Genomic DNA, 15,075 nt, shown 5'->3' on the forward strand with positions numbered 1-15,075 from the left:
GAACAATCTGGCCAAAGGAGCGGTGGAAGTCGCCACCAACACAGCCGAATATGTAGAGAAAGTGGCTTCGGGCAAAAAATCATGGCAGGACGTAGCCCAAGATGCAGGCGACGCAGCCGTCTCGATCGGGACAGGATTATACAACGATTACATCGACCCTTTTGTAAAAGACGAGAAGTACAAACAGGATAATTTGCACGGCGGTCTGTGGACCCGTTCGGTCGACGAAAGCTACGCAAAAGGGCAAAACGAGTTCAAGAAAGACATGGTCGTAGCGGAAGCCGTGCTGACGGTGTATAGCGTTGGAATGGGCACAGCAGCATTAAAAGGCGGCAAATCGGTGGCGAAGCTGGATGTGGACGCGCCGCATGGCAAGCAACCCCATACAGATGTGGATGCGGACGGCGGAAAAGGGAGAGGCGGTCTCTTGCACGGGTCCGGTGTAGATGACCTGCTGGAAGGCACGCCACTTAAGGACGGGAAACTCAAGACGAAGGCCAAGCTATTTGATGATGTGTTGAAGGATTTTGATTTGCTAACGGAAAAGTATCAGCATAACATGCTGAAACAAATCTTCGAGAAGATCCGAATTAAAGAGGAGGTAATGGTCGATCCGGTTTTTGGGCAAAGCTTTTCGGTTTGGAACATTTCTTTCTTTAAAGACAAAAAAGGTGGACATGGGCTGCAGCATATTGAGACGTCAAAGGGCCATGTCAGTGAGGCTCCTCGTAATAAGGACATTCCACATGAAACAACGCCGCCAAAAGGAGGAAAGGCAAGCGGAGATTCCGGGCATTCTCAGCATGATGAGCCAGTTACTGATAAGAAGGGGAATGATGCTAATAAAAATCAGCCTTATGAGAAGGAAAAGGCAGGGGCTGAGGGGACGGGTGATGTTAATCTAACAGAACCGTCTCTACCTAAAGGTGGAAAACCTAAAGGAAACTATACCAAAGGTGACTCACACGGTATTAAGAAAGAGAGCGAAACAGCCAATCTAATGGCAGATCAAGGATATGACATTGAAATGCTAGATGAAGTAAACGGTGGTAATGGATACGGAATAAAAGAGTCGTCAAATCCAGATTTCGTTATTGAAGGTAAAGTATTTGATTGTTATGCACCAACAATAGAAACAAATGTTGATAACATTCTTAGAAACATAACCAAAAAGACTAAAACACAAGCAGAAAGAATAGTTCTTAATTTAGATCAATTCCCTTCTGAAAAAGTGACCGAAATTATTCAAGGGATTTTAAGAAAAGCAAATCCAAACGGTGATTTAAAGAACTTAAAAGAACTATTTATTGTGAAAGATGGGGAAATTACAAGGGTATTTGGGGGATAGAAATGAATGGACTATGAATTGTTTTTACGATCTAATGTAGGTAATAATTCATTAGGAGAGATGCTAGAAAGATTTACTACCGAGTTTGCGAACAAGAAGGCATCATTTAGTTGTAACGATGAGGAAATAGTTATCGGGTCTGAGCTATTTTCATTGGCTCTTGAAATTGAAGATGTCTCTGATATCGTTTTTGTTAGAAGGCATTATAACTTAGATGTTAATGTATGCATCAGAATTCAATTGTTTGGTAATACATTTTATCAAGGACTAGAGCTTTTGTTTAAAGTTATGGGAAAGCTTATAAGACATATTGATGGAAATCTATTATTTCTAGAAGATGGTTCAGCTCAGTTGCTTAGAATTGAGAATGGTCAGCTATTTGTCAATAACGCTTTAGACCAGTATCAAGCGAAGTATTTAACCACAAGTCTACTTAGTTTACTTGATCGTCCTTATATTGAAAAAGAATTGTCAAACTGAGATGTATATGTGAATAAATCCGTGGGGCCACCTAGTGCCGGATGAGCTCATCATTTAACCAATAACACATCTAACCTATGTAATGCCCGTATGAAGATTTCGCAATTTCATTTGTACGCACATCAAATGCTTTAATTTCATACCCTAAATAACGTACTAGCGTTACATTGAACAGGTTGATTATGGTCAGATACCACCATGATATAACATAATTATTGATACAAAAAAAATGGTGCCTGAGCATATTGAACAACTGATGAAAGCAATTGATGAAGCAGGAATAGCAGATAGAATATTGTGGTACCCTTAAGGAGTGAGAAAATGGAAGAAAGAAATATTCTTAATATGTTTGATTTGCATAAAAAGTGGGTTGAGACAATTGGTAAAGAAGGTGAGATGTTAAAGTTAGATGAAGTGGACTTAAGAAGTTTTGATTTATCCGATACATTTCTTGAACAAGCATATTTAATAGAGTGTACTTTTGATGATCTCAAACTGGAAAATATCGATTTTTACACATCATTATTAGCCTCGTCAACATTTAAAAATGCATATTTAGATAAATGCGATTTTTATAAATCAGATCTTAGATATACAGATTTTTCTAACTGTGTCATTAAAAACAGTAGATTTAGTAAAGGTGATTGTTGGGAAGCAATATTTAGAAATGCATATTTAGTAGATTGTAATTTGATTAATGCATCGTTCTACTTAACGGATTTTAGTTGGGCAAGACTAGAAAATGTAGATATAAGTGTTTCGACATTTAAAGAAACATTGTTAAACGGAGTAACATTAAAAAATATTAAAGGTATAGAAGAAGCCTTTATTGAGAGTATAAATATTGGTACATCGGAGAAACCAATATTGTTGGAATCAGAAAAAGCAAGGGAATGGATGTTAGAAAAATGCGAATAAGCGAATAAGTATGTAGTGATCTGTAAATAATTCCAACAAATGCATATTACTTCGCGATGTAGCTTCTTTTTTCTGATATCACATGCTAAGGCCTTGTTTAAAATTTTGTGTAAACCCGGTTACAACTCCAATAACAAGATCGTACAATACAACCTACAAACAAATGCTAAGCAATGCAAACACTTGATAAACTTTCAAGAGCTCTTTCCACTTGAATTACGAGTAGGAATGAGCTTTTTGGCATGTAGAAAACGATGAATAATCAGATATTATACACTTCATGCCGAACTCAAGCTATACTTCCCTGGCGACGAAGACGACGGCATGGTCATGAACTCCGTGCGCAACACCCCGCAAGGCGACGAAACCGTCCAGAAGCAAGCGAAAAAAATGCAGGACCCAGGAGACCAATCGTTTGGCAACCCTCAAGGCAAAGAGTTTACGCTGGGCGGCTGTTCATTTGTCCGGCACAGAAGGATTGACGGTCAAAACGGGAGGAGATGCCTTGGAGCTAATCGAAGAAGCAAATGCGAGCAGTGAAAACATTCAGCTGGAAGCGAGTGCCCGGCATTCTTGCCCGCAACTGTTAAGTGCGTTTGAGCAAGATGTAGCGGCCAACGGGATTCTCGCTGTCATGACGAAGCGCACCTCGGATAACCAAATCGCCGAGGTGGAAGGGAAGTTTTCGGCTTTTGGGGATACGCTGGCTGGTTTGTGGGGCGCGGCGGTAGATGCGGGCAACCTGGTTGCAACGGGTGTTTTGGGAGGCGATGACGTCAAAAGCTTTTATAAGTTTGTTTGGAGGATGGAAAAATCCAACTACTGGAGAAATAGAAAGAGTACACCCTGTATTAGAGGGAAGAAATTATGGTAATTAGGAGGGTTTATGTTGATAGATAAACAGCCAGTCATTCAAGATTTTTTTCCTTTTTGAAGAGCGATTTACTTGATGTGCCAGAGTGTTTATCCAATGGAGAGCCGTGGCAAGATCATATGATGGGATATGAACTTCCAGAGCATTCTGAGGAGATTGAATTTAAAGAAGGCATAATGATCTTCATTAACACTTCTTCGTATAACGAAATCATTATGAAAAATATAGATTTCTATGATTGCTTGAAAGAAACATGTGTGGAATTTATTAGGGATAACCCGGAACAAAAAGACCAAGTGAATCTACATATTGACAAGATAAAGGTTGTTTTAAATTTGTAAAAACTCCATCCAGTGCTAAATAAACCAACAAAAAAGCCAAGAAAAATAGGCGGGGTTGACATATTACACATAATATCGAGCAAGAACTAATAAATCCGTTCATAAACCAAACCATAAACACAAAACCAAACAACCAACACAAACAAAAACAGGACACTCCCCCAATCCCACCAGAAAGAATGCCCTGCTCCATTACATCTGTACTACCTCCATCCTACACAACCAAACTCAATGCCATAATCAAAATAATCGCCACTACCGACAAAATCGTCTCCATCACCGTCCACGACTTCAGCGTATCTTGCACCGACATGTTGAAATATTCCTTGATCAGCCAGAAGCCGGAATCGTTCACATGAGACAGGATCAGCGAGCCGGAGCCTGTTGCCAGTACCAACAGTTCCGGGCTGGTTCCGGGAACTTGCAGGGCGATAGGCCCGACAATTCCTGCTGCCGTCATCATGGAGACGGTAGCGGACCCGGTAGCTACGCGGATCAAGGCAGCGATCAGCCAGCCCAACAGGATGGGCGAAATCGCGGAGGCTTTGGCCAATTCAGCGATGTAATCGCCGACGCCGCTGTTCAGCAGAACTTTGTTGAACGCGCCACCCGCACCGATGACCAACAGGATTGTCGCGGTAGGAGCGAGGCAGTCGTTTGTGAATTTGAGAATGTCGTCTTTGGTAAAGCCGCGATTGAAGCCGAGTGTCCAGAACGAAATGATGACGGCAATCAACAGGGACGTGATCGGGCTGCCGATAAAATCAGCCCATTGGCGCAAGGCGTCTTCCTTCGGCAATGTTACATCGGCGACAGTCGCGAGCAACATCAAAAACACAGGCAAAAGCACGGTAAAGACAGTGATTCCGAAGCCAGGCAATTCGCGCTCGTCCTTTGGCTCCGCCATTTGCGCTGCAAGCTCAGGCGAGATGCTCGTCTGGATGCGCTTGCCAATCCAGCTGCCGTAGAGCGGCCCGGCGATGATTGCAGCAGGCAGGGCTACGATGATGGACAGCAAAATCGTCTTGCCGACATCGGCCTGGAACAGATCGACCGCTGCCATGGCAGCAGGGTGCGGAGGCACGATGCCATGCACGATGGACAAGCCGGCGATGAGCGGAATCCCGATTTTCAGCAAAGAGACGCCCGTTTGTCTGGCAATCGTAATGACGAGCGGAATCAACAGAACGAAGCCTACTTGAAAGAAGACCGGAATCCCTACGATAAAGGCGACGAACATCATGGCCCAGTGCACGTTTTTTTCACCGAACAGCCGGATCAGGGTGCGGGCGATTCGCTCTGCGCCGCCGGATTCCGCCATCATTTTTCCAAGCATGGTGCCAAGCGCGAGCACGATCGCAATAAAGCCGAGCGTTCCGCCCATCCCGTCTTTGATCGAGTCGACGACTTTGACGAGCGGCATCCCGGAAGCGATTCCGACAAACCCGGCCGCGAGCAACAGCGCGACAAACGGGTTGACTTTGAACCGCGTGATGAGAACGAGGAGGAAGAGAATCGAGATCAACGTAATGAGAAGTGGCATGATAGAACCCTCCGTTTGATGTGTCTAGTTGTTCAACTGTTTTTGGAACTTGGCGATTAGCTTGTACTCCTCCAGGAGGTTGTAGTAAACGCGCTCGTAAATGTAAAACAACTCCAGATACATGCTGGATCGCTCCAGGTCCGGCTCATGCCTGTGCGAAATGTGAATCATCTTTTTCACATCATGCAAATTGTCCAATGCTCCAAGCGCGTGCATCGCTAAAAGGGCGGCGCCAAAGCTGGAGCTTTCGTGACTCTCAGGAATCAGCACCTCGTAGCCGAACATATCGGACATGATTTGCCGCCATTCCTTGGAACGGGCGAAGCCGCCGGATGCGCGAATTTCCTTGGCGCCGCCAGCCAGATCGCGGAGCGCGATGCCAATGCTGTATACGCTGAACAAAATGCCTTCGAGGACGGCGCGGATGAAATGCTCCCGTTTGTGGTGCAGGCCGATGCCGAAAAAAGAACCTCTCGCCTGCGCATTCCAGTAGGGCGCGCGTTCGCCGGACAAGAAGGGGAGGAACAGCAACCCATCTGCGCCGGGGCGTACATGCTCAGCTGCCTGAATCATGACGTCGTAAGGATCGACGCCCAGCTGCTTCGCTTTTTCGACTTCCGGCCAGCTGAACTCGTCGCGGAACCAGCGGAGCATGATCCCGCCATTGTTGGACGGGCCGCCGATGACCCAATGATTCTCCGTCAGCAAGTAGCAGAACGTGCGGCCTTTCGGATCGGTGATCGGCTCGGGCACGACTGTCCGAACAGCTCCGCTCGTCCCAATTGTAATGGCTACCTGACCGTTGTCGATGGCACCGATGCCGAGATTGGCCAGCACGCCATCACTTGCCCCGACCACAAAAGGCGTGTCGGGATCAAGCCCGATCTCTTCCGCATAGCGTACCTTCATTCCCCGCAGGATATGGGTAGTCGGCACTGGCTCGCTCAGGTGTTGCTTCGTGATGCCGGCAACCTGCAGCGCGTCGTCGTCCCAGTCCAGTTTGCGCAAGTTGAACAGTCCCGTAGCCGAAGCGATGGAGTAATCAACCACGTACTGACCGAACAGTCGATAGATCACATATTCCTTGATGGAAATGTACTTCGCTGTCTTCTGGGAAATATCGGGCTGATTCTCTTTGAGCCACATGATTTTGGGAAGCGGCGACATGGGGTGGATCGGCGTTCCGGTCGCCAGGTAGATCGAATGGCCGACACCTTCCTCCTTGAGCCGCTCTGCCTGTGCCGCGCTGCGGTTATCCGCCCAGATGATGCTGTTCGTCAGGGGATTTCCGTGCGCATCTACGGCAATCAGGCTGTGCATCGCGGTGGAGAAGCCGATGCCGCCGATTTCGTTCTGCCCGATGTCCGCTTGTTCAATCGCCTGTTTCAATGCGGCAACGACAGCGGCGAAGATCGTTTCCGGGTCTTGCTCAGCCCACGATGCTTTCGGCACCAGCAGGGGATAGTCGATATTGCCAGTCCCGCGAACGGCTCCAGATGCTGTGAAGACAATCGCTTTCGTACTGGTTGTCCCGATATCAAGACCGATAAAGTAGCTTTGCTTCATGTGCTTTCACCCTTTTTTCGCGAAAAACGTCTCGATGTTTTCCTAAAAGTAAGATCGGACCGCTTGCCGCCTGTTCTTTTGGCTCCGAAGAGAATGGAAACAGTCACGATCATTTGTATACGCTTTCAACCGAGTGGCGTGTTGATAACGAGATTATAGCGAAATTTTTTTCATTTGTTAATATAAAAGAAAAAAATTATTTCATTTTTCATATTCACATCGATAGTATTACCAAAAATAGCCGTTTGGTGGTTTGGGAGGGAAAAAGAAAAACGCCTGATCACAGGCGTTTGAGCGAGATAGCTTCTCGGATATGCTGAATGTTGGAGATCGTATCGTCCTGTCTGCGCAAGGAAACCGCCACGTACAGCAAATCGATCAGGCTGAGCTGGGCGAGGCGGGAAGACAAAGCTTCCGTGCGAAAAACGGTTTCCCGCGAAGTCGTGTACAAGCACATGTCGGCGAGACGGACGAGGGGAGACTTGCCGTAGCTCGTAATGCCAATCGTTTTGGCGCCGCGCTCCTTGGCTACGCGCAGGGCTGCCAAAATATCTTTGTTGGAGCCGGAGTGGGAGAAACCTACGGCTACCGCGCCTTCCGTCAGCAACGAAGCGGACATGACCTGGTAATGGGCATCCGAGTGATGAATACAGGGAATGCCTGTCCGCATGAATTTGTGGTAGGCGTCCTGGGCGATCGCAGCCGAGCCGCCAGAGCCGTAAAATTCAATGCGAGTCGCTTTTTCCAGGCAGGAGACGATTTTGAGCAGCTCATCCTTGTTGATGATTTGCAGGGTGTCCCGCAATGTTTCCAGATTCGCGGTGAAAATTTTTTCGGCAATCGCGCCGATGTCGTCGTCGTCCAGATTGATCTCCTGGTAGATCGTTTGTTTTGGATTGGTCACTTCGCTGGCCAGCGCGATTTTAAACGCCTGGTACCCGCGAAAACCGAGCCGCCGACAAAGCCGAAAGACGGTTGCGTCCGCGCACTGGCACTGATCGGCCAGCTCGGTAATGGAGAAATGAACGATTTGATTGGCATGCTGCAAAATGTAATCGGCAATCTGCTGTTCTTTGCCGCTTAACTGTGTGTAAATGGCGCGTAGCTGCGCAAGCACACTGACAGGCGTGTGCGAAGTTGTATCTGGCATGAAATGCGACCTCCTGAATTGAATTGAATCGTACTGGAATGCCATCTATATTTCAGCAAAAGATATTGCCAAAAAGGCTCGTACAGGACAAATGCAAATGATTTCCTACTTGCTAGTATAGGAGAAACAGACGGTCGTTTCCTAGTTTCGAAAAAATTTTCTTCATTTCTGATGAAAGATGAAAATTTTTGTCTTATAATACAAACTAACAGAGTTCATCCCAAAAGGAGTGACGTACGCGAATGAAACTTGCGATTCTCGGTCTAGGTAAAATGGGGTACAATCTGACACTCAATTTGCTTTCTCATCAGCATGAGGTTGTCGCTTACGACGTAGATAAAAGCCGTGCGGAAGAACTGAGCCGCGAAGGAGCGATTCCGGCTGCTTCTGTCGAGGATGCGGTAGCGAAGCTGGATGCGCCACGCGTCATCTGGCTGATGGTTCCGGCAGGGGAGATTGTCGACCAGCTGGTTGATCAGCTGTCTGCGATTCTCGCTCCCGGCGATATCGTCATCGACGGTGGCAACTCGCATTACAAGCAATCTGTAGAGCGCTACGAACGGTTGAAAGCCAATGGCATTCATTTTCTCGATGCGGGCACAAGCGGCGGAATGGAAGGCGCTCGCCACGGGGCATGTATGATGATCGGCGGGGATCGGGAAGCGTTCGCCCACATCGAACCGATGATTCGCGACATTAACGTGGACAAGGGCTACTTGTACACGGGCGATGCGGGCAGCGGTCACTTTTTGAAAATGATTCACAACGGGATCGAGTACGGAATGATGCAAGCGATCGGGGAAGGCTTCGAGGTGCTGGAAAAAAGCCAGTACAACTACGATTTCGCCGAAGTGGCCCGCGTGTGGGCGAACGGCTCTGTCATCCGCGGTTGGCTGATGGACTTGACGGAGCGTGCCTTCCGCAAAGACGCCAAGCTCGATGACATTCGCGGCGTCATGCACTCTTCCGGCGAAGGAAAATGGACGCTGGAAACGGCGCTCGACCTGCAAGCAGCCACTCCTGTGATCGCGATGTCGCTGCTCATGCGCTATCGCTCGCTGGACGAGGATGCCTTCCACGGCAAAGTTGTCGCTGCGCTGCGCAACGAATTTGGCGGACATGCGGTAGAAAAGAAATAACAGCACCAAAAAGGATGACGATGTCGTCAACGCCCTGGCGAAGAAATAACGACGCAAGAACCTGTGCAAGCAGGTTCTTTTTTTGTGCCTATCGCTAAAAGGAAAGGTGAATCGTAATACTTCTGCCCTGTTCACGTCCAGCCAAATAGAAGAAGATGGAAATACAACAAAGCAAGCTTGGCTGGAAGGAGAGAGAACAGATGGCTATCGTATCATTGCAATCCACCAATCCGGATTTTTCGTTTCTGATCAAAAAAAATCCGGCGACCGGACTATCGCTGCGGTCGGTGCGCAAAGGAATCGCCTACGGGTGGTACTCGGATGCTTCCCGCTACCACGTTTATTTTAAAGATGCCGACAACGAAATATCCTATAAACAGTATGAACACGAGCATTTCGAATACTTGAACCTGTCGCGCTATAACACGCCTTTGTTTCCGCTTCATGCGATTGGCGAATACTTTTCGGCACCGTTGAAATCGCGGGATGAACGGGACGTTGCAGGCTACACGCATACTTTTTTCATCAACATGGTTCATATCGAGCTGGTGCGCTACATTGCCTTTTTTCAAAACCACGTCAAAGACTTTTCCTTCGAAATCGAGCACAGGGCCGACAAAAGCTACGCGTTGACCATTCGGACGCAAAAAAGCTTGCACGACCTGCTGCAAGTGACTAGCGTGCTCTGCCTGTTTTTGGCGACGTTCGGCAAAGAGCACCTCGATATTTCCGACAGCTTGCTCGACAAATACATCAAGAGCATCCAGGCGATGGACGCGCCTTTCTATATTCGCAGCCTGTTCTCGCGAAACTTTTTGCCCAAGCGGGAGCATTATCGCAAATACAAGGCTGCTCTCGAACAGACGGATCGTTACGAGATGCATCTGGAGTATGGCAGCACGGGCATGCAGCGCAGAAACTTTATTGCGGGACAGCTGCCCTTTTCGCGCCCGATTTTGGATGTCGGCTGCGGCGAAGGATTTTACGCCCTTGCTTTTGCCGGGAAGCTGGCGCATTGCTATTACGCGGTCGACATTGACGAAGAGCGGCTGGAACTGGTCAACCGGAAAGCCGTGGCGAAAGAGGTCGACAATATCGTCCTGTTTCCTTCCGTCGATACGTTCTTGCTCGAATACAATGGCGAGCAGGTCGACATCATCTTGACCGAAGTGATCGAGCACATGAGCACGAAAGAGGCGAGAGCGCTGATTTTGCAGCTTTGCCGCGAGGTCGATTTTGCAAGCTTTATCATCACGACACCGAATGCGGATTTCAATCCGTACTACGAATTGTCCGGTTTTCGGCACGACGACCACAAATGGGAGATGGGCGAGCAAGCTTTCCAGACGTGGATGAACGAGATCATGCAAACGGCTGGTGTCGAGGGCGAGTTTGTCAAAATCGGCGATCAGGTCAACGGAATGCCGACGACACAAGGTGTCATTCTCAGAAAAAGGAGGGCGTAACCGATGCGTATATCGACGAACGTCCATACGATTTTCATGCTCGTCGGCCCGACCGAATGCGGGAAGACGACATTTGCCCAGCAAGTGCTGATCCCGCAGCTTGGAATCGCGGATGCGGGGAAACGGCTGCAAGCCAATGTGGCGTACATCTCTTCGGATCAATTGCGCCAGGAACTGCTCGGGTATGCGTACGACAAGTACGATCAGGTCATGCTGGAAGCGAGTGAACAAGCGTTTCGCCTCCTGTTCGAAAAGCTGCGGCTGGTCACGTCTTTCCCGATTAACGCGCCTTTCGTGGTCGTCGACACGACGGGCCTGGCCGAAGATTTTCGCGCGCGTGTCCGGGAGATCGCGAAGGAAAATCATTACAACGTGGAAGTCATCTTATTCGATTACCACAAGCGCGAGGATTATTACGCCTCCGAGCGGTCGAAAAAGCTGATTTCGAGCCACATCCTGCGGCTGAAAAAAGAAGTGCTGCGCGCCTTGTCCAAAGAAGGGTACGCCAAAATACACCGAATCCGGGCCAAAGATTTTGCTGCGGCAGAGCACGGGACAAATGGCGCGACTTCCTATGAGGTGCACATCGAAAACAAGGCAGACTATTTGGCTACGATTCTTGCCCCAGACAAAAAGTACATCATCGTTGGCGATGTGCATGAGTGTGTCCAAGAACTGAAAAGGCTGCTTGTCGCCTACGGATACGAGCTGGAGGACAATCGGCTTGTTCCGACAGACAAAGTCCGCGACACGCAGGTGATACTCGCTGGCGACTGGATTGATAAAGGCAAGCAAACTCGCGAGATCATCGAATTTTTGTACGACAATCAGGAGCATTTTCTGTTCGTGCTGGGCAATCACGAGCATTTTGTCTACCACTTTTTGCAAGGAAAAATCAAGGGCGCGGAGCCGACGTTGTTGGAGACGTACTTCGACTCTGTCGCCGTATTGCGCGCCGATCCGCGATTGCACGAAAAGTTCAACCAGTTGTACGCGATTTCGCAGCCGTTTTACCGCGTCCAGTCGCTTACAGGTCCGTCCTATTACGTGACACATGCGCCATGCGCAAACAAATACATCGGCAAGCTCGACACGATTGCCGCTCGCAATCAGCGCAACATCCGGATTGACCGGACGGATGCGCTCGAACAACAACTGACCTTTTTGGCTGAAGAAGCGGTGAGCAACCACCCGTATCACTTGTTCGGACACGTAGCGGCGAAGCAGGCGTTTCGTTTGAAAAACAAAATTCATCTCGATACGGGATGCGTGCACGGAAATGCGCTGACCTCCGTCATGATCACACACAGACCGCAGTACAAAACAGAGCGCTCCACACATGCGGCGATTACCGAAGCATTGCCGACCTTGTTCCAGGCGAAGCGGGAGGTGTCACTTGCCGAGCTTGCCAGCGAAGAAGTTCGTCGACTTGATTACTGCCTGCAACATAAAATCAATTTCATTTCCGGGACGATGCCCCCGGCAGACAAGGACGAAGCGACAGGCGAGCTGGAGTCGCTGCAAGCGGGACTGCGCTATTTTGCCGAGCGCGGGGTAAAAGAAGTGGTGCTTCAGCCTAAATACATGGGCTCGCGCTGCAATGTGTATTTGCATCGGACGATGGAGCATTGCTTCGCGGTCAGCCGCAACGGCTACAAGATCAAGCAGGTGGATTTAACCCCGATTTATGAACAGCTGCTTGCCAAATTCGCAGCGTATATGGAAGAAAATCAGGTAGAGATGCTGCTGCTTGACGGCGAATTGCTGCCATGGAGGGCAATCGGTGAAGGGCTGATCGAAAAGCAGTTCAAACCGATCGGTGCCGCTCTGCAAAGCGAGCTGACTTACTTGCAGGAGCACGGTTTTGAACAGGCGCTCCACAAGCTGATCGGGGAATACGACGCCAGCGGATTTGCAAAAGAACAGTTTCATCTCCCGAAAAACGCGTTGGCAGCCCAGTACGGCCCGACGTTGTACCAAAACTACAAGCACGTCCGCGAAATCAAAGACAGCTTGGTTCCGCTCGATCAGCATCTGGCTGCCTATGCCACTTATGAAAAGCAGCTCGTCCTGTACGGAGAGTCTGGCGAGCTTGCCTTCAAGCCGTTTGCTGTGCTCAAGCTGATTGATGCCAACGGAGAAGAGCGGCTTCCCGATGGCCGAACTTCTGAGTGGTACCGCTTTGTCAGTGAAGATGCGTGCGCCGTGATTGATCTGGACGACGCAGACAGGGCGTATGAACAAGCCGCCCGTTTTTTCCAAACGACGACACTGGAGCAGCAAATGGAAGGGATCGTCATCAAGCCCGAACTGCCGAACGGCAAGACAGTTCCGGCGATGAAGGTGCGAAATCCCGAATATTTGTCGATCATTTACGGCTACGATTACCGTTTCCCGCACAAATATCGCAAGTTGGTGAAACAGAAGCACATCGGGCAAAAACTGCGCACCGCCCAAAAAGAGCACGAGCTGGGCCAAAGCATGCTGCGCGTCAAGCTGGCGGATATTTCACCAGAGAACAAAGCGTACCAGCAAACCGTGGCGACGATGCTGTTTGAAGTCGCGCAGGAGAAAGAGATCGACCCTCGTCTGTAGGGGGAGGGCGCATACGAAAAGAAGCAAGTCCGCCTTCGAGCAACGAAGGAGCGGCGCCTCATTTTGTGGCAACGACATGGCATGCGGACGAATCAGAGGGAGAGTTGGTTGTCCCCGTTTGGTGGATTTGCCTGAGCGGATACAAAGCTTGAACGAGAAACATGAAAAAGAAGCCTGTCACATGATCAGGCTTCTTTTTGTTAGTGGAAAACGGAAAAGTGGTTAGCTCGCGTGCTCGTTTTTCTTAGCAACAGGAGCGGCTTCCCATGCGTCCGCATTTTCCAGACCAGGGATGCTGTCTTTGTAGAACACAGGGTCTTTGCCTGCTTTTTTCTGTTCCTGATAATCGCGCAAGGCGGCAAAGGCGACTTTGGAGAGCATGAAAATCGCAATCAGGTTGACCACGACCATCAGCCCCATGAACAAGTCAGCCAAGTCCCAAACGAGTTGCACTTTGGCGACCGCTCCGAACAAAACCATTGCCAATACGCTGACACGATAGAGCATGAGCCACAATTTGCTCGTTTTCAAAAACTCGATGTTCGTTTCACCGTAGTAGTAGTTCCCGATCAACGTACTGAAAGCGAACAGGAAGACCATGACAGCGAGAGTAGCCGACGCCCAATCGCCGAGGTGGATGGACAGAGCCGCTTGGGAAAGCTCGATGCCGCTCAGATCGGACTGCTTGTACGCGCCGGAAAGCAAGATGATGAAAGCCGTGCTTGTGCAAATGATCAGCGTGTCTGTCAGAACGCCGAACGCCTGAATCAGACCTTGCTTGACAGGATGGCTCGTCGTAGCCGTAGCTGCGGCGTTCGGTGCGCTACCCATACCTGCTTCGTTGGAGAACAAACCGCGTTTGACCCCGTGCATGAGCGCAGCTCCCAGCGTACCGCCAGCAACCTGCTCCAGGCCAAAGGCACTTTTCACAATCAGGGCAATCATTTCCGGCATTTTCGTAATGTTCATCATGACGATAAACAGGGCAACGCCAATGTACAAAATCGCAAGCACGATGACGATATACTCGGACATTTTCGCGATGCGCTTCACTCCGCCGAAAATGATCGCAGCAAAGGCGATGGTCATGATCAGGCCGATCGTCAGCCGATCTGTTCCGAACGAGTTTTCAAAAGCGAGCGTAATCGTGTTGGACTGCACCGCGTTGAACACCAGACCGAAAGACAAGGTGATCAATACCGCAAACAGGGCACCCATCCACCGCTTGTTCAGTCCTTTTTCCATGTAGTAGGCAGGACCGCCGCGGAAACCGTCTTTGTCCTTGATTTTATACACTTGCGCCAGCGTGCTTTCCACGAAGGCAGAGGCAGAACCGATGATCGCAATGACCCACATCCAGAAAACCGCGCCAGGACCACCGAGCGCTACAGCGATGGCGATTCCCGTAATGTTTCCGGTACCGACACGCGCGGCCATACTGATACAGAAAGCTTGGAAAGGAGAGATGCTGTCGGCAGACCCTTTTTTCCCTTCGCGAATCGCTTGGAGCATGTCTTTGATCATGCGGACTTGCAGGAAACGGCCTTTGAACGAGAAGAACAGACCAAGCACAACCAGCATGACGATCAGAACATAAGACCAGAAAAAATCGTTGATGGACGCTGTTACATCTAACAGAAATTGTTGCATGTTGT

At 49.2% G+C, this 15,075-nt stretch carries 11 protein-coding genes; 7 read left to right on the plus strand and 4 right to left on the minus strand.

Annotation, left to right across the window (positions count from 1 at the left end):
• The 4 genes from EDM60_RS29285 to EDM60_RS25155 form a co-directional block, all read left to right on the plus strand.
• A partial coding sequence (locus EDM60_RS29285) for a CdiA C-terminal domain-containing protein (protein ID WP_482758290.1) occupies nt 1–1,348 on the plus strand: 1,348 nt, incomplete at its 5' end.
• A 6-nt stretch (nt 1,349–1,354) separates the two neighbouring features.
• Nucleotides 1,355–1,828, plus strand: a complete 474-nt coding sequence (locus EDM60_RS25145; protein ID WP_122966399.1) for a hypothetical protein — start codon at nt 1,355–1,357, stop codon at nt 1,826–1,828.
• A gap of 321 nt (nt 1,829–2,149) precedes the next feature.
• Complete coding sequence (locus EDM60_RS25150; protein ID WP_122966400.1) at nt 2,150–2,746, plus strand: pentapeptide repeat-containing protein; 597 nt, start codon at nt 2,150–2,152, stop codon at nt 2,744–2,746.
• 415 nt (nt 2,747–3,161) lie between these two features.
• Nucleotides 3,162–3,620 carry a hypothetical protein gene (locus tag EDM60_RS25155; protein ID WP_122966401.1) on the plus strand — a complete coding sequence of 153 codons (459 nt, stop codon included), beginning with the start codon at nt 3,162–3,164 and terminating at the stop codon, nt 3,618–3,620.
• Between the two features lie 555 nt (nt 3,621–4,175).
• On the opposite strand, the gene EDM60_RS25165 is transcribed toward EDM60_RS25155, so the two are convergent.
• From EDM60_RS25165 to EDM60_RS25175, 3 genes are all read right to left on the minus strand, one after another.
• Nucleotides 4,176–5,504 (minus strand): GntP family permease, encoded by a 1,329-nt coding sequence (locus EDM60_RS25165; RefSeq protein ID WP_122966402.1) that lies wholly within the window; start codon nt 5,502–5,504, stop codon nt 4,176–4,178.
• A 24-nt stretch (nt 5,505–5,528) separates the two neighbouring features.
• Entirely contained in the window at nt 5,529–7,070 is a 1,542-nt protein-coding gene (gene gntK / locus EDM60_RS25170) for a gluconokinase (RefSeq protein ID WP_122966403.1), read from the minus strand.
• Between the two features lie 280 nt (nt 7,071–7,350).
• On the minus strand, nt 7,351–8,220 hold the full coding sequence (locus tag EDM60_RS25175; protein WP_122966404.1) for a MurR/RpiR family transcriptional regulator: 870 nt from the start codon (nt 8,218–8,220) through the stop codon (nt 7,351–7,353).
• 242 nt (nt 8,221–8,462) lie between these two features.
• Between EDM60_RS25175 and gnd the strand changes: the two genes are divergently transcribed.
• From gnd to EDM60_RS25190, 3 genes are all read left to right on the plus strand, one after another.
• Nucleotides 8,463–9,359 carry a phosphogluconate dehydrogenase (NAD(+)-dependent, decarboxylating) gene (gene gnd, locus EDM60_RS25180; RefSeq protein WP_122966405.1) on the plus strand — a complete coding sequence of 299 codons (897 nt, stop codon included), beginning with the start codon at nt 8,463–8,465 and terminating at the stop codon, nt 9,357–9,359.
• 200 nt (nt 9,360–9,559) lie between these two features.
• Nucleotides 9,560–10,825: a class I SAM-dependent methyltransferase gene (locus tag EDM60_RS25185; protein WP_122966406.1), complete on the plus strand. Its 1,266-nt coding sequence runs from the start codon at nt 9,560–9,562 to the stop codon at nt 10,823–10,825.
• Nucleotides 10,826–10,828: 3 nt separating this feature from the next.
• The gene (locus EDM60_RS25190; RefSeq protein ID WP_122966407.1) at nt 10,829–13,420 is read left to right on the plus strand and encodes a metallophosphoesterase; all 2,592 of its coding nucleotides are present in this window, start codon (nt 10,829–10,831) and stop codon (nt 13,418–13,420) included.
• A gap of 222 nt (nt 13,421–13,642) precedes the next feature.
• Here EDM60_RS25190 and EDM60_RS25195 read toward each other — a convergent pair whose 3' ends face one another.
• Nucleotides 13,643–15,070, minus strand: a complete 1,428-nt coding sequence (locus tag EDM60_RS25195; RefSeq protein ID WP_122966408.1) for an alanine/glycine:cation symporter family protein — start codon at nt 15,068–15,070, stop codon at nt 13,643–13,645.
• Between the last annotated feature and the right edge of the window lie 5 nt (nt 15,071–15,075).

It is taken from the genome of Brevibacillus parabrevis (assembly GCF_003710905.1).
Lineage (GTDB): Bacteria > Bacillota > Bacilli > Brevibacillales > Brevibacillaceae > Brevibacillus > Brevibacillus parabrevis.